Origin of the sequence: Bacillus sp. FSL K6-0255, from assembly GCF_045040725.1 — a bacterium.
Classification (GTDB): Bacteria; Bacillota; Bacilli; order Bacillales; family Bacillaceae; genus Bacillus; species Bacillus subtilis.
This window is the reverse complement of sequence record NZ_CP150278.1, coordinates 177,501-199,731: the sequence shown is the minus strand read 5'-3', so window position 1 is coordinate 199,731 and position 22,231 is coordinate 177,501. Positions and strand designations below refer to the sequence as shown.

The 22,231-nt window shown below is 44.6% G+C and carries 20 protein-coding genes and 5 tRNA genes (1 of these 25 running past the window's edge); 13 read left to right on the top strand and 12 right to left on the bottom strand.

The features are described from left to right. Positions 1-313: 313 nt before the first annotated feature. The 10 genes from glmM to MHB62_RS01095 all read right to left on the bottom strand — a co-directional run bounded on the left by glmM (position 314) and on the right by MHB62_RS01095 (position 5,955). Positions 314-1,660: a phosphoglucosamine mutase gene (gene glmM, locus MHB62_RS01140; protein WP_014478651.1), complete on the bottom strand. Its 1,347-nt coding sequence runs from the start codon at positions 1,658-1,660 to the stop codon at positions 314-316. Between the two features lie 18 nt (positions 1,661-1,678). Further along, positions 1,679-3,133 carry a CdaA regulatory protein CdaR gene (cdaR, locus tag MHB62_RS01135; protein WP_032722862.1) on the bottom strand — a complete coding sequence of 485 codons (1,455 nt, stop codon included), beginning with the start codon at positions 3,131-3,133 and terminating at the stop codon, positions 1,679-1,681. Further along, the gene (gene cdaA / locus MHB62_RS01130) at positions 3,126-3,947 is read right to left on the bottom strand and encodes a diadenylate cyclase CdaA (RefSeq protein ID WP_032722861.1); all 822 of its coding nucleotides are present in this window, start codon (positions 3,945-3,947) and stop codon (positions 3,126-3,128) included. The genes cdaR and cdaA overlap by 8 nt, the downstream gene beginning before the upstream one ends. Before the next feature lie 160 nt (positions 3,948-4,107). Beyond that, a complete protein-coding gene (gene rsiW, locus MHB62_RS01125) occupies positions 4,108-4,734 on the bottom strand; it encodes an anti-sigma-W factor RsiW (RefSeq protein ID WP_029317269.1) in 627 nt (208 codons plus the stop codon). 13 nt (positions 4,735-4,747) lie between these two features. Beyond that, positions 4,748-5,311, bottom strand: a complete 564-nt coding sequence (gene sigW / locus MHB62_RS01120; protein ID WP_014478649.1) for an RNA polymerase sigma factor SigW — start codon at positions 5,309-5,311, stop codon at positions 4,748-4,750. Between the two features lie 230 nt (positions 5,312-5,541). Continuing rightward, a tRNA-Gln gene (locus tag MHB62_RS01115) sits at positions 5,542-5,613 on the bottom strand. A gap of 4 nt (positions 5,614-5,617) precedes the next feature. Further along, positions 5,618-5,702 (bottom strand) — tRNA-Tyr (locus MHB62_RS01110). 22 nt (positions 5,703-5,724) lie between these two features. Then, positions 5,725-5,797: transfer RNA gene (locus tag MHB62_RS01105), tRNA-Thr, on the bottom strand. A 4-nt stretch (positions 5,798-5,801) separates the two neighbouring features. Next, a tRNA-Val gene (locus tag MHB62_RS01100) sits at positions 5,802-5,877 on the bottom strand. Between the two features lie 3 nt (positions 5,878-5,880). Beyond that, positions 5,881-5,955: transfer RNA gene (locus MHB62_RS01095), tRNA-Glu, on the bottom strand. Positions 5,956-6,134: 179 nt separating this feature from the next. Here MHB62_RS01095 and MHB62_RS01090 point away from each other — a divergent pair. From MHB62_RS01090 to MHB62_RS01030, 13 genes are all read left to right on the top strand, one after another. Further along, positions 6,135-6,590, top strand: coding sequence for a DUF523 domain-containing protein (locus MHB62_RS01090; RefSeq protein WP_021481932.1), 456 nt, complete (start codon positions 6,135-6,137; stop codon positions 6,588-6,590). Positions 6,591-6,602: 12 nt separating this feature from the next. Continuing rightward, entirely contained in the window at positions 6,603-7,085 is a 483-nt protein-coding gene (locus MHB62_RS01085; RefSeq protein ID WP_032722859.1) for a GNAT family N-acetyltransferase, read from the top strand. A 109-nt stretch (positions 7,086-7,194) separates the two neighbouring features. After that, positions 7,195-8,109 carry an N-acetylmuramic acid 6-phosphate etherase gene (murQ, locus tag MHB62_RS01080; protein WP_015252967.1) on the top strand — a complete coding sequence of 305 codons (915 nt, stop codon included), beginning with the start codon at positions 7,195-7,197 and terminating at the stop codon, positions 8,107-8,109. Between the two features lie 16 nt (positions 8,110-8,125). Next, positions 8,126-8,977, top strand: coding sequence for a MurR/RpiR family transcriptional regulator (locus tag MHB62_RS01075; RefSeq protein WP_032722858.1), 852 nt, complete (start codon positions 8,126-8,128; stop codon positions 8,975-8,977). Positions 8,978-9,002: 25 nt separating this feature from the next. After that, the gene (locus MHB62_RS01070) at positions 9,003-10,370 is read left to right on the top strand and encodes a PTS transporter subunit EIIC (protein ID WP_015252969.1); all 1,368 of its coding nucleotides are present in this window, start codon (positions 9,003-9,005) and stop codon (positions 10,368-10,370) included. 56 nt (positions 10,371-10,426) lie between these two features. Next, on the top strand, positions 10,427-11,752 hold the full coding sequence (gene amiE / locus MHB62_RS01065; protein WP_029317272.1) for an N-acetylmuramoyl-L-alanine amidase: 1,326 nt from the start codon (positions 10,427-10,429) through the stop codon (positions 11,750-11,752). Positions 11,753-11,779: 27 nt separating this feature from the next. Beyond that, entirely contained in the window at positions 11,780-13,708 is a 1,929-nt protein-coding gene (gene nagZ, locus MHB62_RS01060) for a beta-N-acetylhexosaminidase (protein ID WP_032722856.1), read from the top strand. Between the two features lie 13 nt (positions 13,709-13,721). After that, on the top strand, positions 13,722-14,966 hold the full coding sequence (locus tag MHB62_RS01055; protein ID WP_404978343.1) for an exo-beta-N-acetylmuramidase NamZ domain-containing protein: 1,245 nt from the start codon (positions 13,722-13,724) through the stop codon (positions 14,964-14,966). Between the two features lie 190 nt (positions 14,967-15,156). Further along, on the top strand, positions 15,157-16,746 hold the full coding sequence (gene btr, locus MHB62_RS01050) for a bacillibactin transport transcriptional regulator Btr (RefSeq protein WP_032722854.1): 1,590 nt from the start codon (positions 15,157-15,159) through the stop codon (positions 16,744-16,746). A gap of 90 nt (positions 16,747-16,836) precedes the next feature. Continuing rightward, a complete protein-coding gene (gene feuA / locus MHB62_RS01045; RefSeq protein WP_032722853.1) occupies positions 16,837-17,790 on the top strand; it encodes an iron ABC transporter substrate-binding protein FeuA in 954 nt (317 codons plus the stop codon). Between the two features lie 18 nt (positions 17,791-17,808). Continuing rightward, entirely contained in the window at positions 17,809-18,813 is a 1,005-nt protein-coding gene (locus tag MHB62_RS01040) for an iron ABC transporter permease (protein ID WP_003234979.1), read from the top strand. Continuing rightward, positions 18,806-19,816 carry an iron ABC transporter permease FeuC gene (gene feuC, locus MHB62_RS01035; protein WP_003234980.1) on the top strand — a complete coding sequence of 337 codons (1,011 nt, stop codon included), beginning with the start codon at positions 18,806-18,808 and terminating at the stop codon, positions 19,814-19,816. Before MHB62_RS01040 ends, feuC begins: the two co-directional genes overlap by 8 nt. Then, positions 19,813-20,565: an alpha/beta hydrolase gene (locus tag MHB62_RS01030; protein WP_003234982.1), complete on the top strand. Its 753-nt coding sequence runs from the start codon at positions 19,813-19,815 to the stop codon at positions 20,563-20,565. Before feuC ends, MHB62_RS01030 begins: the two co-directional genes overlap by 4 nt. Before the next feature lie 9 nt (positions 20,566-20,574). On the opposite strand, the gene MHB62_RS01025 is transcribed toward MHB62_RS01030, so the two are convergent. Together MHB62_RS01025 and MHB62_RS01020 are read right to left on the bottom strand one after the other, a co-directional pair. After that, on the bottom strand, positions 20,575-21,495 hold the full coding sequence (locus MHB62_RS01025) for a bile acid:sodium symporter family protein (protein ID WP_010886390.1): 921 nt from the start codon (positions 21,493-21,495) through the stop codon (positions 20,575-20,577). A gap of 145 nt (positions 21,496-21,640) precedes the next feature. Beyond that, a protein-coding gene (locus MHB62_RS01020; RefSeq protein ID WP_003234986.1) for a SulP family inorganic anion transporter crosses the window boundary here: on the bottom strand, positions 21,641-22,231 show its 3' end. It continues 846 nt past the right edge of the window; only the last 591 of its 1,437 coding nucleotides appear in the window; its start codon lies beyond the right edge, outside the window; it ends in the stop codon at positions 21,641-21,643.

Sequence of the window (22,231 nt, the reverse complement as noted above, 5' to 3'; positions counted from 1 at the left end):
TCACCCCCTTGGTTTGAAGAAATCCTTACGGCTGTGATCTGCATACTCAGCCGGGAGGCATCCGCCGAAAATTCGATAACCTCCATCCTCGTCAACTAAGCCTTTTTCCGGGCGCTTAGTTCGGGCGCTATAATTATAGGTAAAGCAATAATCCCGTCTTCTTTTCCTATTGAGAAAATAAGAACAAGACAAGCTTGATTTTACAACATGTGGCATAAACGGTCAATTGTTTTTTAAACAACTTTGCCGTATGTCTCACAATTATCTTATGTAAACCTCGCTTGTCTTGTTCACTCTCTGATAATAGACTTCGTTACTCTAATCCCATTTCTGACCGGACGACTTCAACAATGCGATTGACATACTCATCGCACAGCTCTTTCGTCTTCGCTTCAGCCATGACACGGACGAGCGGTTCAGTTCCTGAAGGGCGCACCAAAATCCGGCCGTCGCCGTTCATTTCTTTTTCAACTTCAGAAATAACTGCTTTTACTTTTTCATTTTCTTCAACTTTATATTTATCAGTCACTCTCACATTGACTAACAGCTGCGGGAACTTCTGCATTTCAGCTGCAAGCTCTGACAGTGGCTTGCCTGTGGCTTTCAAAGTGTTCATCAGCATAATAGCAGACAATAATCCGTCCCCTGTCGTGTTGTAATCAAGGAAAATAAGATGTCCTGACTGCTCTCCGCCGACGTTGTAGCCGTCTTTTTTCATTGCTTCTACTACGTAGCGGTCGCCGACAGCTGTCTGTACGCTTTTGATGCCTTCTTTTTCGAGCGCCTTATAGAAGCCGAGGTTGCTCATCACGGTTGAAACCAAAGTATCATCCTTTAAACGGCCCTCTGATTTCAGGTGTTTTGAGCATATGTACATGATTTGGTCGCCGTCTACAATATTTCCTTTTTCATCGACAGCAATCAGGCGGTCGCCGTCACCGTCGAATGCAAGGCCGAGATCCGCGTTTTTCTCTTTGACAAACGCGCTGAGCGCTTCGGGATGAGTCGAACCGACGCCGTCATTAATGTTTAATCCGTTCGGGGAAGTCCCCATTGTAGAAACATCTGCATCTAAATCAGCAAACAGGTGTGTCGCCAAGGATGACGTTGCGCCATGGGCACAGTCCAAGGCCACATGAATGCCTGTGAAATCTTCATCAGCTGTCTGTTTTAAGAATTGCAGATATTTTTGTCCGCCTTCAAAATAATCGTTTACAAGTCCAAGGTCTGCTCCGACAGGTCTTGGCAGCTTATCCTCAGGTTCGTCCATCAGGCGCTCAATTTCAGCCTCTTGTTCATCAGAAAGCTTAAATCCATCTCCCCCAAAGAATTTGATGCCGTTATCCTGCACTGGGTTATGAGAAGCGGAAATCATGACGCCCGCCTCTGCATCCATCGCTTTTGTCAAATAAGATACACCTGGTGTAGAAATGACGCCCAGACGCATGACTTCTGCGCCAATGGATAAAAGTCCGGCGACAAGGGCTCCCTCCAGCATATGGCCGGAGATGCGTGTATCGCGGCCTATCAGCACTTTTGGACGTTGTTTGTCTTTTGTCAGCACATAACCGCCGAAACGTCCGACTTTAAAGGCCAGCTCAGGTGTAAGCTCACTATTGGCGACACCTCTTACACCGTCTGTTCCAAAATACTTGCCCATTTTATAATCGCTCCTTTTTTATTCCGATGAGGATTGTGAATTCTCAGTGGATTCATCCTCATCCTGATCTTGGTTTTGATCTTTATTTTCGTCTTGGTTTTGATCGTTGCTGTTTTTATCAGTGTTCTTTGTATCTTCTTGCTGATTGTTCTTTTGATCATTTGTTTGTTTATCTGTGTCATCCTGGTTCCCTGATGTATTGCTGCTGTTATCATTCGTTGATGTATTGCTTTTCTTAGACGTCAGCTTGATTTTGGCGTTTTTCCGCCCCAAGGACCAAGTTACATTCTGTGGCCCGTTCACTTCAAGCTTCACGCTATGCTCCCCGTCCTCTAAATCTGAAACATTCACATACAATTCAATATCTGATTTTTTCAGCTTTTTTATATTCGTGGGAGAGCCTTTAGCCGTTACATCTATCGCTTGTGATTCAGGATCAAGAAATTCAATGTTTTGTGAGCTGCTCAGCCCTACAGTCTTGATAGGGACATTCTCGAACTTCTGATCCGCTTCACTATCGACTTCTATATGCAAAGTCACCTTTGACGGTGAGATTTTTTTGACACCGTCAGGAAGCGGAATATCTGCCTCGATATCGGAATCCTTGTTAATTTTACTTAAATCTAAGCTGACGCCGTCAATAAATTCAAGAGAATCCAACACATCCTGTGAGCCGTAAACCGTTACCTCACTGGGGCTGGATTCAATATTCGCTATGCTGACACCGTCAGGAAGGCTTCCTGTCCGTTCAATTTTAAAGGGCACTTTTTTACTCGGGCTTGTCACCGGAACGGTAATCTTGATGACCGAGGGCTCCACGTCGACAGGAAGCGCGTTTCCGTCTTTATCATAGACAGTCACTTTCGCTTCCTTTTCAATCGTTTCATCTGCGTTTTCCAAATTCACTGAAGCTTTTACAAGAGAAATATTATCGATGACATTTTTCGATCCGGTAATCTGCACATTTTTCGGACTGACAATCGGCTGCTCCGGAGAATAGCCTTTTTTCATCTTGCTTTTGTTGTAGTACTCCACTTCTACGGGAAAACTTTTGGTCGTCCGTTCCTGAATGGTCACTGTCGTAACAGACGGATTAATTGAGATTGCCAGCCCATCCGACACGTTTTTGGCCTTAAGCTCAACCTTATGTGTGCCGGTTTTCAAATGTTCCATATCGGCATATATTTCAAAGTTTTTGGTCTGCCGAGCCTTTTTCACGGCGCTTGTCGAGCCTTTTATCGTGACATTAACCGTTTGCGGAACACCCGTCACGACGTAATTTTCATCATCATAATACGCTTTAACCGGAATATCAGTCAGAGTTGCTTCATCAGTTGTTGATGTCGGAAAGAAAGATTCACCCGGTTTTTTCGGAGTCGGTGCTTGGTTGCTGTTAACCGCCACATAAAGCAAGAGCGCGAAAAGCAGAGCAATGATTTTCACAGCCCAGCGGTTGTTTAAGAATTTATCCATTTTTCTTGCCCCTCCAATACCAGCGGTTAGAAGAAGTGTCTCTGGTGTTTTTCTTAAACTCGGCTTCAAGCATTTCTTTCAGCGCTTCTTCTGTAAGCTCTCTGTGAAGGTCGCCGTTCTTTGCCACACTGACGCAGCCGGTCTCTTCAGACACAATAATCGTCAAACTGTCTGTTACTTCACTGATACCGACAGCTGCTCTGTGCCGCGTGCCCAGTTCTTTTGAAATAAACGGGCTCTCAGAAAGCGGCAGATAACAGGCGGCCGCGGCAATTTCATTATTTTTCATAATCACCGCACCGTCATGAAGCGGGGTGTTTGGAATAAAAATATTGATCAGCAGCTCAGAGCTGACTTTGGCATTTAGTGGTATGCCGGTCTCAATATAATCCCCCATTCCAGTATCCCGCTCAATGGTCAGCAGGGCGCCTATACGGCGTTTCGCCATATAATTGATCGCTTTTGTAATGGCCTCAATCGTTTTCTGCTGCGCTTCTTCAACAGGCGTGCCGCTCCTCGAAAAAAAGCGGCCGCGGCCTAGCTGTTCAAGCGCTCTTCTCAGCTCAGGCTGAAAAATAATAATAATTGCTAAAAATCCCCATGTTATCGCTTGGTCCATCAGCCATTGAAGTGTGCTGAGGCCCAAATATTGGCTGGCCATACGAACAAGCACGATGACTACAATTCCTTTTAACAGCTGAACCGCTTTCGTGCCGCGTATCACCATAATCAATTTATATATCACATACCAAACAAGGAGAATATCAACGGCATTGCCGAGGTACTGCAAAAAAGGGATATCCTCAAAAGCCATTTCCTCGTCCTCCAAGATTTCAGTCATTTCGTATTTTGTGTTTTACGTGTTACGCATATGTACTTTACATAGCGAGCCCATTATACCACATTTCGATTTAGCAAGTGAAATGTGCCAGCCCTCTCAGCCCGCAAAAAAAGAGCAAAGCGGCTAACGCGCTTTACTCTTCTCCGTTCGGACTGAATGCATCGAGTACACTTTTCCCCGCAGACTTCATCTTGTACCATGTCCAATCGAATAATTGATTGATTTCTTCAATCTGACCGGTGACTTGTCCAGCAGAGGCCATATATTTTTCTCCGTTTACGACGGTTACATCCCCGTCTATTTTGCCTTTAATAATCAGCTTGCCGTTTTTGACAGTGACATCACCTTTGACCGTCTCACCTTCTGGCACGGTCACAGTATGGTTATGAACCACAAGATTCGGCTGCTTGGACACGCTGAAATTGTGGTCATTATGCCAGCTGTTAAAAAAACCCCCGCCCATCAAAATGATGAATACCGCAGCAGCTGCGATAACGGGATGGGATCTGAACCATCTTTTTACAGAAGCTCTTTTCTTCTCCTTAGGCAATTTTGCCATGACATTAGCGGTAAAATCCGCGGGGGCTTCGACATGCGATGTGCTCCGTACGAGCGCTATGGATTTCTCCATCTCGTAAAAATGCTTTCTGCATTTCTCGCATGTCTCCAGATGTTCATTTAATACGTGTTCATCTTTTGGAAGGATATCTCCATCAAGATGCATATGCATAAGCTGCACAATTTGTTCAGGACAGCTCATTTCATCACCCCACTTAAAGATCCCTTAATTGTTTTCTAAGAGCCTCTCTGCCTCTGTGAATCCGCGTTTTCACAGTCCCCACAGGAATGTTTAGAATCTCCCCGATTTCAATTAATGAGAGTTCGTCAATATACTTTAATACGATGACTGTTCTGTATTTGTCAGGAAGCTTTAAAATTTTCTGCTGTATCGTGTTTGAGAGCTCCAGCGACACAACTGCATCTTCAGGCAAAACACCATCTGCGGCGATTTGAGAATACATGGTCAAGCCTTCCGTACCAGCCACCTCTGCATCGAGGTAATAATCCGGCTTCTTTTTGCGAATGCGGTCAATGGTCAAATTGGTCGCGATTCGATAAAGCCAAGTTGAAAATTTCCGGTTAATATCAAAACTGTCGATATTAACGTACGCTCTGATGAAAGCTTCCTGTGCAATATCCTCCGCCTCATGCACATTGCCAAGCATACGGTAGCAAAGCTGATAAATTTTATCTTTGTAAATATCTACGATGTCCGCAAATGCATTCTGGTCGCCTTTTTTGACTTGTTTAATTCTTTTTTTAATCATCATTTCCATATTTATCTAACCTCTGCCTTCACCGGTCTGTATGTATACGAGCTTCGTTTCAAAAGGTTTCAATTTTTTTATAAAATAAGTTTATCAAATTTTTGGCAGGGTGTAGATGGTAATTCGTGAATAAACTACCTTAACATATTTTTAAAATTATTATACAGACTGAACAGTTAGAAGTTGGAATGATTTTTCCGAAAAGAAAAAAGACACCTTTTGATCAAAGGTGTCTGTGACTGGGCTAGCTGGATTCGAACCAACGCATGACGGAGTCAAAGTCCGTTGCCTTACCGCTTGGCTATAGCCCAATAATGGTGGAGGGGGGCAGATTCGAACTGCCGAACCCTGAGGGAGCGGATTTACAGTCCGCCGCGTTTAGCCACTTCGCTACCCCTCCACATAAAATTTTGAAAAAACAGTGCCGGCAAGAGGACTTGAACCCCCAACCTACTGATTACAAGTCAGTTGCTCTACCAATTGAGCTACACCGGCAAGATGGTGGAGGATGACGGGCTCGAACCGCCGACCCTCTGCTTGTAAGGCAGATGCTCTCCCAGCTGAGCTAATCCTCCAAATGGTGACCCGTACGGGATTCGAACCCGTGTTACCGCCGTGAAAGGGCGGTGTCTTAACCGCTTGACCAACGGGCCGTTGTGTTCTCGTCGAGCTGACAAAAGTTATTATATACAGGTCACCCCCTGTTTGTAAAGAGAAAAATTAAATTTTTTATTTTCAAACTTTTTAACTCCTTTTTTAACTGAAAAAGCCTCCCAACTAAAGCCATTTATTTTATGATAGAGACAAGCAAAGCAAGAGAGGAGAAACCAATATGATTCTAGTCAGTTCTTGCCTTGGAGGCATTGAATGCAGATATAACGGCTCTCACGCAGCGTCGGAGAAAATCAGAAAACTCGTCGATGAAAAGAAAGCAGTCATGGCTTGCCCTGAACTTCTCGGCGGCTTCTCTACCCCACGCGAACCCGCAGAAATCATAGGAGGCACCGGCGAGGATGTCCTCAATGGAACAGCGAAAATCGTGACAGCTTCAGGAGAAGACGTCACAGAACTATATATGGAAGGCGCCGCGAAAACATTGGCTTACGCAAAAGAAATCAACGCTTCTGCCGTCATATTAAAAGAAAACAGTCCATCTTGCGGAAGCGGTTTTATCTATAACGGCACATTCTCTGGCAAAAAAATCACCGGCAGCGGAGTAACCGCCGCACTGTTAAAACAAGCGGGCTACCGCGTCATTTCGGAAAACGAGCTTGACGACATCTTGTAAGGAGGCCACCCCATGACTCAAGACATTTCTTTATCCTTCTATAAGCCTGAACACTTGCCCGAGCTCCAATCATTCACGCTCACCAACGATGACAAACGCTTTACCTCCCTCCCGAAAGAGGTGCTGTCTCAGGCTCTGGGCATACAGGACCGATACCCGGTTGTTATCTTAAAAGACGACCTTCCAGTCGGTTTTTTCATTTTACATGCATCAAAAGAAACGCTTGCTTCCTATTCTAACAATCCATTTGCTTTACTGCTCAGCTCCCTGTCTTTAAACGCTGTGCACCACGGAAAAGGCTATGCGAAAAAAGCCATGCTTTTGCTTCCCGCTTTTGTGAGCGGATATTTTCCATGGTGCGACGAAATCATCTTGGCCGTCAATCATCTGAACATACGCGCAAAACACCTTTATATGAAAAGCGGGTTCCTTGATAAAGGACGGCGAAGAATCGGCCCGCTTGGAGAACAGTTGATCCTTCAACATTTCTTATAGTCTTGAGTGAAATAAAATTTCAAAAATTTAAAAACATAGTTGAAATATCATAACAGAAATGAATATACTGAATATTGAGATATATCATTTTAAAACAGGGGGCATCCTCATGTCAGAACCATTAAACCTTCACCGTCTTACAACGGAATCACGCAATAGCCAAACAGTTGAAATCCACAAAGCAAACACTCTTGGCATCCTCAAAATGATCAACAACGAAGATATGAAAGTCGCTGCAGCCGTTCAGGAGGTTCTCCCCGACATCAAAACAACTGTAGACTGCGCATATGAATCGTTCCAAAATGGAGGCCGGCTCATATATACAGGCGCCGGCACAAGCGGCAGACTCGGCGTCATGGATGCTGTTGAATGTCCTCCCACCTACAGCGTAAGCCCAGATCAGGTCATCGGAATCATGGCTGGAGGCCCCAAAGCCTTTTTACAGGCAGCAGAGGGCATTGAAGACAGTGAAGAAGCAGGAGCTGAAGATTTAAGAAACATACAGCTCACTTCAAATGACACCGTCATTGCCATCGCAGCAAGCGGCCGCACACCGTACGCCGCAGGCGCCCTAAGATACGCCCGCAAAGTCGGAGCACACACCATCGCCCTTACTTGCAATGAAAATTCCGCCATCAGCAAGGATGCGGATCACAGCATTGAGGTTGTCGTCGGACCTGAGGCCATTACAGGATCAACACGTATGAAAGCCGCAACCGCACATAAAATGATTCTAAACATGATATCTACCGCTGTAATGGTCAAAATCGGCAAGGTTTACGAAAACTTGATGGTAGACGTCAACGTTAGCAACAAAAAACTAAAAGAACGCGCCATCAGCATCATCCAAAGCCTTACAAACGCTTCATACGACACAGCCAGATACACTCTGGAACAAGCCGATCATCACGTCAAAACAGCAATCGTCATGCTCAAAACAAGCACAGATCAGAAACAAGCAAAGACATTACTCGATGAAGCAAACGGTTTCATTGACAAAGCAATCGAACATTACCATCCATGATAAGGAGAGAACTAGAATGGCCACAGGCGGTTTAGCGATCATCCAATCAATGAAGCATAAGCTCCCTCCATCCGAGCGCAAACTTGCAGATTATATCCTAGCCCATCCCCACAAAGCAATCGAAAGCACGGTCAACGAAATCAGCGCCTTAGCCAATTCAAGTGACGCTGCCGTCATCAGGCTCTGCAAATCACTCGGTTTGAAAGGATTTCAAGATTTAAAAATGAGAGTAGCAGGCGATCTGGCAAAGCCTACTTTTCAGGGCTACCGGGATATTGTTCCCCACGAGCCGCTGCCCTCCATTTCCGAAAAAACGGCCGGCAATGCCATTCAAGCCATTCAGGATACTTCAGACCTGATGGACTACAAAGAGCTTGAGCGAGCGGTTTCTATGCTTCTCAAAGCTCATACCGTGCATTTTATCGGCCTCGGGGCTTCCGGCATTGTCGCCAAGGACGCCCAGCAAAAGTGGCTTCGCATTCATAAACAAGCAACCGCGTTTACAGACACTCATCTTGTGGCATCTTTAATCGCAAATGCAGATAAAGACGACATCGTATTCGCCATTTCGTTTTCAGGAGAGACACAGGAAATCATTGAACTGTTTGCCATGGCCAAGGAAAAAGGCATCACAACGATCAGCCTCACACAATTCAGTCAGACATCCGTCTCCGCACTGGCTGATGTCCCTTTGTATACAGCCCATTCCAATGAAGCCTTGATTCGAAGTGCAGCCACTTCCTCCCGCCTCGCCCAGCTTTTTATAATTGATGTTTTGTTTTTAGGCATGGCGGCTGAGCAGTATGAAACGACAACCGGTTATATAGATAAAACGAGAGCAGCCATACAATCTATGAGAATAAAATAAGGCATCTTGAAGGGGAGGGGTTTTAATGAGCAAAGAAAATAACTACCATCATCTCGCACAGAAAATCCTTGAGCTATGCGGAGGAAAATCCAATATTTCTTCATATACGCATTGCATGACACGCCTGCGCATTACGCCTTACGATGAAAGCAAAGCAGATGCTCAGGGTTTAAGAAAGCTTGACGGCGTATTGGGGGTCGTTGAAGCTGAAACCTTACAAATTATCCTCGGCACAGGAGTCGTCAATCATGTTACAGCTGCTTTCTCAAAGCTCGTGTCAGCAGAAGAAGGTGCCGATGTCAAAGAAGCAGCGGCCAAAAAGAAAGCCGATATCAATCGAAAAAACGCCACTCCTTTTAAACTTTTCTTACGTAAAATTGCCAGCATTTTCATCCCTCTTATTCCCGCTCTAGTCGCTTCCGGTTTAATTACTGGGATTACCAAAGCAATTATTCAAGCAGGCTGGCTCTCTGCAGACTCACAAATTGCGATTATCCTGACAGTCATCGGATCAGGGCTGTTCACTTATCTCGGCATTCTCGTCGGTATTAACGCTTCGAAAGAATTTGGCGGGACACCCGCACTTGGGGCTTTGGCCGGGATCTTGATTATCAATCCGGAGATCGCAAAAATCAGTTTATTTGGAGAAGAGCTTCTCCCGGGCAGGGGAGGTCTGATCGGCGTCCTTTTCGCAGCCATATTCATTGCTTACACCGAACAATTTATTCGCCGTTTTATTCCTCAATCACTCGATATCATTGTCACACCCACCGTTTCACTGTTAATCACCGGAATCGTAACGTATGTCGTATTTATGCCTTTAGGCGGATTCATTTCTGATGCTATTACATCCGGCCTTCTGTCCATCCTGGACATCGGCGGCATCGCTGCAGGCTTTATTCTGGGCGCAACCTTCCTTCCTCTCGTTGTAACCGGACTGCATCAAGGCTTGACGCCTGTGCACATGGAACTGATCAATTCAATTGGCAATGATCCTCTGCTCCCTATTTTGGCTATGGGAGGTGCAGGACAGGTAGGCGCGGCCTTTGCCGTTTTCATGAAGACGAAAAAAACAACACTGAGGAAAGCAATCGCCGGCGGGCTTCCATCGGGACTGCTCGGCATTGGTGAACCGCTTATTTTCGGAGTCACGCTGCCGCTTGGCCGTCCGTTTTTAACAGCATGTTTAGGAGCTGGAATCGGCGGCGCCTTTCAAGCTTATTTTCAAGTAGCCACCATTGCGATTGGTGTCTCCGGACTGCCGCTTTCTTTTCTAGTCCTGCCTTCGCAAATCATCCTGTATATCGTTGGGCTCTTTATTTCCTACGCGGCCGGCTTTTTATTGACCTATGCATTCGGATATAAAGATGAAATGGCTTCTCAGTTCGATTAAATTGTTTCTATATTAGGGATAGTAAACGGGATAGAAGCACAGAAAGGGGCTAGCCTGTGAAAACAAAGACACTGTTCATATTCAGTGCCATTTTAACCCTATCGATATTTGCGCCAAATGAAACCTTCGCACAAACAGCAGACAACTTGATTGAGCCGAAAACCATAAATGCAGAAACTGCACAATTCTCGACGAAGAAGCTAAGGAAGGTAGATCAGATGATAGAACGGGATATTGCAGCAGGATTTCCAGGCGCCGTTCTTGTGGTGGTGAAGGATGGACGCATCATAAAAAAAGCAGCATACGGCTACAGTAAAAAGTACGAAGGATCAGAACTGCTGCGCCGTCCGGCCAAAATGAAAACCCGCACGATGTTTGACTTAGCCTCAAATACAAAAATGTACGCAACAAATTTTGCATTGCAGCGCTTAGTCAGCCAAGGAAAACTTGACGTCTATGAAAAAGTTTCTGCATATTTGCCGGGTTTCAAGGATCAGCCGGGTGACCTCATAAAAGGAAAAGACAAGATACGTGTCATCGATGTCCTCCAGCACCAATCAGGGCTCCCATCAAGCTTTTACTTTTACACGCCGGAAAAAGCCGGCAAGTACTATTCCCAGGAACGGGACAAAACGATTGAATATTTGACGAAAATTCCGCTCGATTACCAAACTGGGACAAAGCACGTATACAGTGACATTGGATATATGCTACTCGGATGTATTGTCGAAAAACTCACCGGTCAACCGCTTGATGTCTACACGGAGCAAGAGCTCTACAAACCGCTCAGGCTGAAGCATACCTTGTACAATCCGCTGGAAAAGAGCTTTAAACCGAAACAGTTCGCAGCTACTGAACGCATGGGCAATACACGTGACGGCGTTATTCAATTCCCTAACATCCGCACAAACACGCTGCAAGGAGAGGTGCATGACGAAAAAGCGTTTTACTCAATGGGTGGCGTGTCTGGGCATGCCGGATTGTTCTCAAATGCAGATGATATGTCCATACTGCTGCAAGTCATGTTAAACAAAGGTTCATACCGAAACATTTCTTTATTTGATCAGAAAACAGCCGACCTGTTTACAGCACCTTCAGCAACAGATCCGACATTCGCTCTTGGCTGGAGGCGGAACGGAAGTAAAAGCATGGAATGGATGTTTGGCCCTCATGCCAGCGAAAATGCTTACGGGCATACCGGTTGGACGGGGACAGTTACAATTATTGATCCAGCATACAATTTAGGCATCGCATTGTTAACAAATAAAAAGCATACACCAGTTATTGATCCGGAAGAAAATCCAAACGTCTTTGAGGGTGATCAATTTGCAACAGGCAGTTATGGAAGTGTCATAACCGCGATTTATGAAGCGATGGAGTGAATGATTAGACGATAGGAGGAAGTTTCTATGAGACCTGTCTTTCCGCTTATCCTTTCAGCCGTTCTCTTTCTTTCATGCTTTTTCGGGGCCAGACAGACAGAAGCCTCTGCATCCAAACGTGCAATCGATGCCAATCAGATTGTCAATCGTATGTCGTTAGATGAAAAACTCGGCCAGATGCTGATGCCTGATTTTAGAAATTGGCAAAAGGAAGGCGAGTCCTCTCCGCAAGCCCTTACAGAAATGAATGATGAAGTCGCCAGCCTCGTCAAGAAATATCAATTCGGAGGCATCATCCTTTTTGCAGAAAATGTAAAAACAACAAAACAAACTGTCCAGCTGACAGACGATTACCAAAAGGCAAGTCCAAAAATCCCGCTCATGCTGAGTATTGATCAGGAAGGCGGCATTGTAACGAGGTTAGGGGAGGGCACTAATTTCCCTGGGAATATGGCGCTGGGCGCAGCCAGAAGCAGAATCAATGCGTATCAGACCGGCAGCATCATCGGGAAAGAGCTCTCTGCCTTAGGCATCAATACAGATTTCAGCCCTGTCGTGGACATTAACAATAATCCTAATAATCCTGTAATCGGCGTACGGTCATTCAGCTCCAATCGAGAACTGACATCACGCCTCGGTTTATACACGATGAAAGGGTTGCAGCGGCAGGATATCGCGTCTGCCCTCAAACATTTCCCGGGACATGGAGACACGGACGTTGACAGCCATTATGGACTGCCGCTCGTTTCCCATGGCCAAGAACGGCTTCGTGAGGTCGAGCTTTATCCTTTTCAAAAAGCAATTGATGCTGGTGCTGATATGGTGATGACAGCCCATGTTCAGTTTCCCGCCTTTGATGACACCACTTACAAAAGCAAACTCGATGGATCGGACATTCTGGTTCCAGCTACACTTTCAAAAAAAGTGATGACAGGTCTTCTTCGTCAGGAAATGGGCTTTAATGGTGTGATCGTTACCGATGCACTCAATATGAAGGCAATCGCAGATCATTTCGGACAGGAAGAGGCTGTGGTCATGGCCGTAAAAGCTGGTGTCGATATTGCATTAATGCCAGCCTCAGTCACTTCAATGAAAGAAGAACAGAAATTCGCACGTGTTATTCAAGCTTTGAAAGAAGCCGTGAAAAACGGGGATATTCCTGAACAACAAATCAACAAATCAGTTGAAAGAATCATTTCCCTGAAAATAAAACGCGGCATGTATCCAGCGCGAAACAGCGACAGTACAAAAGAAAAAATAGCCAAAGCCCAAAAAATCGTAGGAAGCAAGCAGCACCTGAAAGCAGAGAAAAAAATAGCTGAAAAAGCAGTAACTGTATTAAAAAATGAACAGCACACTTTGCCGTTCAAGCCTAAAAAAGGCAGCCACATCTTAATTGTGGCACCTTACGAAGAACAAACTGCTTCAATCGAACAAACCATTCACGATCTCATCAAGCGAAAGAAAATCAAACCCGTATCCCTCAGCAAAATGAACTTTGCCAACCAAGTATTTAAGGCCGAGCATGCAAAACAAGTAAAAAAAGCTGATTATATCATAACCGGCTCCTATGTCGTCAAAAATGACCCTGTCGTCAACGACGGTGTCATCGACGACACAATATCAGATTCAAGCAAATGGGCCACCGTGTTTCCGAGAGCTGTCATGAAAGCCGCACTGCAGCACAACAAACCATTTGTCTTAATGAGCCTGCGCAACCCATATGATGCCGCCAATTTCGAAGAAGCAAAGGCACTGATTGCAGTCTATGGCTTTAAAGGATACGCAAATGGCCGTTATCTTCAACCTAATATTCCGGCCGGAGTGATGGCGATTTTCGGCCAGGCAAAACCTAAAGGCACACTTCCAGTTAACATCCCATCAGTCACGAACCCGGGGGACACCCTTTATCCATATGGCTACGGATTAAATATCAAAACGGGAAAACCGCTTTAATAAGGAGGGACACATGAGAAAAACAATATTCGCTTTTCTGACAGGGCTCATGATGTTCGGAACGATAACCGCTGCCTCTGCTTCACCCGATTCAAAGAATCAAACGGCTAAAAAACCTAAAGTCCAGACTGGGATAGACACGCTCTTGCCAGACTATAAAAAACAGCTCAAGGGAAAACGCATCGGACTGATCACCAATCCAACCGGAGTAAACGCATCTCTGAAAAGCAGTGTCGATATTCTTTACGAGAACCCAGATATCAAACTGACAGCTTTATTCGGCCCTGAACACGGCGTCCGCGGTGACGCCCAGGCTGGAGACGAAGTAGGCTCTTACATTGACGAAAAAACCGGGGTTCCCGTATACAGCCTCTACGGAAAAACGAAAAAACCGACTCCAGAATTGCTGAAAAATGTCGATATTCTAATGTTTGACATTCAGGTTGTCGGGACCCGTTTCTACACGTACATTTATACAATGGCATACGCAATGGAAGCCGCTAAAGAAAACGGCATTCCATTTATGGTGCTGGACCGTCCGAATCCTCAAGGCGGGAATCATATTGAAGGACCAATCTTAGAACCTGAATACGCCTCATTTGTCGGATTGTATCCCATTCCATTGAAGCATGGGATGACGATAGGCGAATTGGCTTCACTGTTCAACAAAGAATTCAGTATTGATGCCGATCTTACAGTGGTAAAAATGAAACACTGGAAACGAAAGATGGATTTTGACGATACCCGATTGCCTTTCGTCCTCCCTTCGCCTAACATGCCGACGGTGGAAAGCACATTTGTTTATCCTGCAACCGGGCTGATTGAAGGAACAAATATATCCGAAGGGCGAGGGACAACAAAGCCATTCGAATTGATCGGAGCTCCCTTTATCAAAAGCACAGAACTTGAAGAAACATTAAACAGCCTCCATTTGCCGGGCGTTACATTTAGGGCAGCATCCTTCACACCGACGTTTTCTAAACATCAAGGAACGCTTTGCCACGGTGTGCAGCTCTATGTGACAGACAGAGATAAGTTTGAAGCCGTTAAAACGGGTCTTTCAGTCATTAAAACCATACACGATCTCTATCCTGAGGATTTTGAGTTCCTGTCAACAGGTTCATTCGATAAACTGGCAGGCAACGGCTGGATCAGGACAAAAATTGAAAATGGAACTTCGGTTGAGGACATCATAAACAACTATGAAAAAACACTCCAACAATTCAGCAAAACAAGAAAAAAATATCTCATTTATTAGAACGTAAGCATCGTATGTTACACGTGTAACATATTCTTACTGAACGAAAGACCCTTACTTTTACACATAAGTAAGGGTTTTTTTCATGCTAAAAACCCACCCGCTTTATATAGGAAAACTTTCATTTATTTGGTACAATTTTTATTGAAAATGATTATCAATTGAAAGCTTCTGAAAAGGTGGTCTACTCGTGCAAAATGCAGTGATTTATCAACCGGTACAAATTGAATATCTAAAAAAGACAAGTGATCTCTTCTCAGAACAGCAATTAGCCGATTCATTCGTGCTGATTTTTCATTTAAAAGGAAACGGCTATATTTCGATCGGAACAAACACCAATCCTCTGCAAAAAAAGACACTTTATGTTTGTCCGCCTAACGAGACCTTTGGCTTTACGCCAGCAGCCGATGGACATATAGATGCCTGTATAATCAGGCTTCAAAGCTATATCAAGGAAACCGGGCAAGATATTTTCACACCGTGCACAGAATCGGAATTAGCCAACCTGAAGCTTATGAATGTTTCACATATCGAAAATCTTGCAGTCCGGCTTCAAGAGCTTGCCGCACTATGGAATGAATCGTCTCAGCTTTCTCAGCTAAAATGTGTGATTGAAGTACAAAGCCTGATTTATGACCTCTTTACTGCAAGTTTATCTGATCAAACGGATACACATTCAGCAATCGAAAAAACAAAACACTATATCGAAACCCATGCCGATACAAAAATCACGCTTGCCCAGCTGTCGCAAATGGCAGGAATCAGTGCCAAACACTACAGTGAAAGCTTTAAAAAATGGACAGGGCAGAGCGTAACAGAATTTATTACGAAAACACGAATCACAAAGGCAAAACGGCTCATGGCAAAATCAAACTGCAAATTGAAAGAAATCGCACACCAAACCGGTTATCAAGATGAATTTTATTTCAGCAGAATCTTCAAAAAATATACAGGCTGTTCACCTACAAGCTATATGAAAAAACGCCGAAAGAAAATCGCCGCATACGGAAGGGGCACAATGGGCCATCTCATCCCTCTTCACCACATACCTTTTGCGGCCGCTCTGCATCCGAAATGGACGTCTTACTACTATCAGCATTATTCGACAGATATACCCGTCCAGCTTAGTGCATACCGGTTTAATGAAAAGTGGGAAGAAAACCTGTACACGTTATCACAGGCAGAACCAGATGTGATTGTCAGCATGGATTCTATTTCTCCAGAAGAACAAGATCGCCTGAATCGCATCGCAGAAGTCATGTACCTTCCTTCAGAAGAAAGCTGGAGAACCCACTTTCTGCAAACTGCCTCATTTTTAAAGGAAGAGTCCGAAGCAGAAAAGTGGCTAGCGGATTATGACCAGCAGACAACAGCCGCCAAAAAAACACTTCAGCACGTTCAAGGGCTGCGTTTTCTCTTTTTGAGGCTGCATAAGCAAAACTTCTATCTGGCACATAACCGAAGTGTCCGCGAAGTTTTCTTTGGGGATTTAGGATTCAGCTCGGCAACAACGGCTGACACACCTTCAGAACAAGCGATTTCGTTAGAAAATATCGCAAATTACCAAGCTGACTGTATGATGCTTTTTCTTTTTAAAGAGCCGGAGACCATAGCTTACTACCACCAATTACAGCAGACAGAAGCATGGCAAAACCTAAGCGCGGTACGAGATAACCGTGTTTATCTTCTATCCCTTGACCCGTGGAATGAATACTCAGCTTGCGGGCACGAACGCATCGTTCAGCAAACTGTTTCTTTACTATCCGGAGATTGTCCATGATAAATCAGGAATTTGTCCATGGTGTTATATCTGTTCATTCTCTATAATTCCAATTGATAATAGTTATCAATTGAACAGGAGGCTCTATAGATGAAAAAGATATCTCTTACCTTATTAATCTTACTTCTCGCGCTGACGGCGGCAGCTTGCGGCAGCAAAAATGAATCAACTGCCAGCAAGGCAAGCGGCACAGCATCTGAGAAGAAGAAAATTGAATACCTTGATAAAACATATGAAGTAACTGTACCGACAGACAAAATTGCCATTACGGGAAGCGTTGAATCAATGGAAGACGCGAAATTGCTTGACGTTCATCCGCAAGGCGCAATTTCATTCTCCGGCAAATTCCCTGATATGTTCAAAGACATCACTGATAAAGCCGAACCAACCGGAGAAAAAATGGAGCCAAATATTGAAAAGATTCTTGAAATGAAGCCAGATGTTATCCTTGCTTCAACAAAGTTTCCGGAAAAAACGCTGCAAAAAATCAGCACAGCAGGCACGACGATCCCAGTTTCTCATATCTCTTCAAACTGGAAGGAAAACATGATGCTTCTTGCCCAGCTGACTGGAAAAGAGAAAAAAGCAAAGAAAATTATTGCAGACTATGAACAGGATCTAAAAGAAATAAAAACAAAAATCAACGATAAAGCGAAAGATTCAAAAGCGCTTGTCATCAGAATCAGACAAGGCAACATTTACATTTACCCTGAACAGGTGTATTTCAACTCCACACTATACGGTGATTTAGGCCTTAAGGCGCCGAACGAAGTAAAGGCTGCAAAAGCGCAAGAGCTGATTTCATTAGAAAAATTAAGTGAAATGAACCCGGACCATATTTTCGTCCAATTTTCTGATGATGAAAATGCAGACAAACCTGATGCCTTAAAAGATTTAGAGAAAAATCCAATCTGGAAAAGCCTTAAAGCAGTCAAAGAAGACCATGTGTATGTCAACTCAGTGGACCCTCTCGCACAAGGCGGCACAGCTTGGAGCAAAGTCCGTTTCCTGAAAGCGGCTGCTGAAAAATTGACACAAAACTAATTCAGAGTAGGTTTTTGTATGTATTCAAAACAGTGGACACGTATCATATTGATTACTTCTCCATTTGCTATAGCGCTGTCACTTTTGCTTTCAATCCTTTATGGGGCAAAGCATCTCAGCACAGATATTGTTTTTACATCTCTTATTCATTTCGATCCGGGAAACACAGACCATCAAATTATATGGCATTCCCGGATTCCAAGGGCTGCCGGCGCTCTGCTCATAGGGGCAGCCCTTGCTGTTTCTGGAGCGCTTATGCAGGGCATTACGCGCAATTATTTAGCTTCGCCATCCATTATGGGTGTTTCAGATGGTTCAGCGTTTATCATTACGCTTTGCATGGTTCTGCTCCCGCAATCATCTTCGATTGAAATGATGATATACTCTTTTATCGGCTCAGCGTTAGGAGCGGTGTTAGTATTCGGCCTTGCCGCCATGATGCCAAACGGATTTACCCCCGTGCAGCTCGCCATCATCGGCACAGTCACAAGCATGCTGCTCAGCAGCTTATCAGCGGCCATGTCGATTTATTTTCAAATTTCTCAGGATCTCAGTTTCTGGTACAGTGCCAGACTTCATCAAATGAGTCCAGATTTCCTGAAGCTTGCCGCTCCGTTTTTCCTGATTGGCATTATAATGGCCATTTCTCTCAGCAAAAAGGTAACCGCTGTATCATTAGGGGACGACATTTCTAAAAGCCTGGGGCAAAAGAAAAAAACCATTAAAATCATGGCGATGCTTTCCGTCATCATTCTAACCGGCAGTGCCGTAGCGCTGGCCGGAAAAATTGCGTTTGTCGGGTTGGTTGTTCCGCATATCACGAGATTTCTCGTCGGCTCTGATTACAGCAGGCTGATTCCGTGTTCCTGTATTTTGGGCGGAATCTTTTTAACCCTGTGTGATCTCGCAAGCAGATTTATCAACTATCCGTTTGAAACACCGATTGAGGTCGTAACATCCATTATCGGCGTACCTTTCTTCCTTTATTTAATTAAACGAAAAGGAGGGGAGCAAAATGGCTAAAAAATATGCATTGTTCATCGCTTTGATTCTTGTTGTCAGCTATTTCAGCTTAACGAGCGGATCATTTTCTGTTCGTCCTGCTGAGCTGCTCTCCACTCTTTTTCAAATCGACCCGAATCCGCAGTATGAAATTTTGCTGTTCGATTTAAGACTGCCGCGGGTTGTCATGGCTGCTATTATTGGACTCGGTCTTGGCATTGCAGGCGCTGTTATCCAGGCCATCACGAGAAACGGGCTTGCTGACCCTGGAATTCTCGGAATCAACGCAGGGGCAGGAGCTGGCATTGTAGCGTTTATGCTCTTATTCCAAGGCCAGAAGGAAGTGACATCCATAGCTGCAGCGATGGGAATGCCGCTCTTTGGATTGATAGGCGGGCTCATCGCGGCGATCCTGATTTACATATTTGCATGGCACAGAGGCAATTTAGATTCAGGAAGAATTATTTTGGTAGGGATTGCGATCAATTCAGGATTCAGCGCCCTGTCTTTGTTTTTATCTTTAAAAATGGACCCGCAAGACTATCAAATGGCCATGGTGTGGAAAAACGGAAGCATCTGGTCTGCCAACTGGACGTATATTACAGCTGTACTCCCATGGATGCTGCTGTTTATACCGATTCTTATCGGCAAATCCCGCCTGCTCGACACCATTCGTTTTGATGAAGACACAGTCAGAAGCCTCGGTATTTCATCAAATAAAGAAAAAACCATCCTTCTCGTTGCCTGTGTAGCAATCATCAGCGCCTGTGTCTCCGTAGCGGGAAGTATGGCGTTTGTCGGCTTAATTGCTCCCCATATCTCACGGAGACTGGCTGGCGTCGAACATCGCTATATCCTGCCACTGAGCGGTTTAATCGGGATGCTTCTTGTGATAAGCGCAGACTTTGCCGGAAAACTGTTTTTTCAGCCCGCAGAAGTGCCCGCAGGCATCATTTTGGCGATCCTCGGAGTTCCTTATTTCTTATATCTGCTTTTCAAGCAAAAAAAGGGGGAGAATGCTTGAAAGGATCTCTTTCAGAACACAAAGCCGGCAACAGGAGGTTCACGCTGTACCTCCCTCCTTCCTACAGCACAGACAGCGGGGGATTTCCTGCTGTTTACGTGCAGGATGGCAGTTCTTTGTTCCAAAACCAAATCGAATTACTAGAAAGCGCCTTTCAACAGCAAAGGCTCCCTGAACTCGTGCTGATCGGTATCGAACCCGAAAACCGGCTTGATGAATACACCCCATGGCCGGCTGCATCACTCAGTGATCGGTTCACGGACTTCGGCGGAATGGGATATCACTATCTGTCTGATATAACGAACCAGTTCATTCCGCTAATCGAAGAAAACTGGAACGTCACCAGGGAACCGCAGTCAAGAGGAATGATCGGTGCCTCATTAGGCGGCCTCATCTCAATGTTCGCCATATTAAAATATCCGTCAATGTTCGGGAAAATAGGCTCTATATCAGGTTCATACTGGTACGAGAACGCAGCGGAAACCATTCATATATCTTCTTTAAAGCCCGGCACTGCACGTGTTTTCATGTCTATCGGGAGTGAAGAAGGCCGTGAAAAACAATCCATTCAGCGACATATGCTGAAAAAAACAAAGCAAGTTCATCAAAGTCTAAAAGAAAAAGGCTTCACTGAAGACCAGTTGTGTCTTTCAATTGAAAAAGGAGCGGTGCACCACCACAAGTATTTCTGCAAACAGTTCATCAACGCGCTCGAATGGCTATACGGAAAAAACCGCTCAACCCTATGAGCGGTTTTTTTATGCCTTCTGCAACATTGGTTTTAATTCAAAACGATTCAGCATATAGCCAAACAAAGCAGCCAATATCTGCTGAAACAGCATGCCGATCACAACAGGAACGGCAACCTGAGACGGGAAGAACGTAACGGCAAGAACTGCGCCGGCACTAATATTCCTCATGCCTCCCGTAAATATAAGAGAGACTATTTCCTCTTGCCGCCTTTTCATCATTTTTCCGATCAGCCAAGCAGCGGCATAACCTGTTAACGCGATAAAGAATACCGTTACAGCTATTCCTGCAAATCTCAAATCAATGGATTTGAAATAAGGAGCAATCGCTGAACTGTTAATCGCAATCACTGCCATCAAGCAAAGCTTTGAAAAAGGCGACAGCGCACTGCTCACAAACGCAGTTCTTTCTGGAGATGACATCTGATTAAACAGCATGCCCAAAAAAGAAGGAATCACGACCATTACAATCAGACCTTTCATCATTCCCCACACATCCATGTGAACCTGAGCGCCGGCCAGCAATGAAAGACTCAGCGGTACGATTAGCGGTGACAGCACAGTATCAACTAAAATAATCGAAAGTGTCAAACCGACATTCCCTTTGTACATCGCTGCCCAAATCAAGCTTGTAATCCCCGTAGGAATCACAACAGCCAATGTTAAACCGGTAATCGTCAAAGGATCACCTTTAAATATAAGATGGCCGCTGCCCCAAGCAAAAAGCGGCATGAAAATATGAAGAACGAATAGTGCAAGAATCATAGGGAGAGGATGAGACAATGCATGTCTCAAAGATTGAAAGTTCGCGCTCAAACTGCCTGCAAACGTAATAAAAGCAAAGATCCAAGGCACAGCCCATTCATACCCATTTAAAAACTGAGACAGCAGCACGCCCAGCACCACACTAGTCGGCGTTAACAGCGGCATCACTCTCCCCAATACACGGTTCAGCTTCTGAAGCATCATATGCAAGTCCCCTATTTAAAATTTCTCTTCTCTCTATTATATCAATGCTGCTTAAGTGTATGTTATATAAAAAAGCCCAGATCTCATTCATCTGGGCTTCTCTATTTTATGCCATCTGTTTCATTAGAGATTTACTCGCTTTATTCAAACCTTTTAACTCAGCTTCAATGCCTTGTTCCTTAAACTTCGCAACAATCTTATCAAGTGCGGCCGCACCAGAATCGTCCCATACGTGAGCTTCAGTTAAGTCAATCACAACCCGCTCAATATCCTCTTGATATATAAACGCATTCGTAAGATCAGTCACTGACGCAAAAAAGATTTGCCCCTTCACTTGATACGTTCTAAGCTTTTGATCCTCTGCATGAGAAACGATTTTCAGCTTCGAGATTTTTGCTACAAAGAACACGGCACTTAAAAGAACACCGACAAATACACCCTTAGATAAGTCATCCGTCACAACAACCGTAACCACAGTCACAACCATGACAATCGAGTCCGTGAGCGGCGCTTTTTTGAGACCTTTTAAAGAAGACCAATCAAAAGTGCCGACAGACACCATAACCATTACAGCTACTAACGCCGCCATTGGGATTTTCACCACGACATGACTTAACACCGCAATTAAAAACATCAGAAAAGCACCGGCAACAAATGCTGACAAACGTCCGCGACCGCCCGCTTTTGTATTAATGAC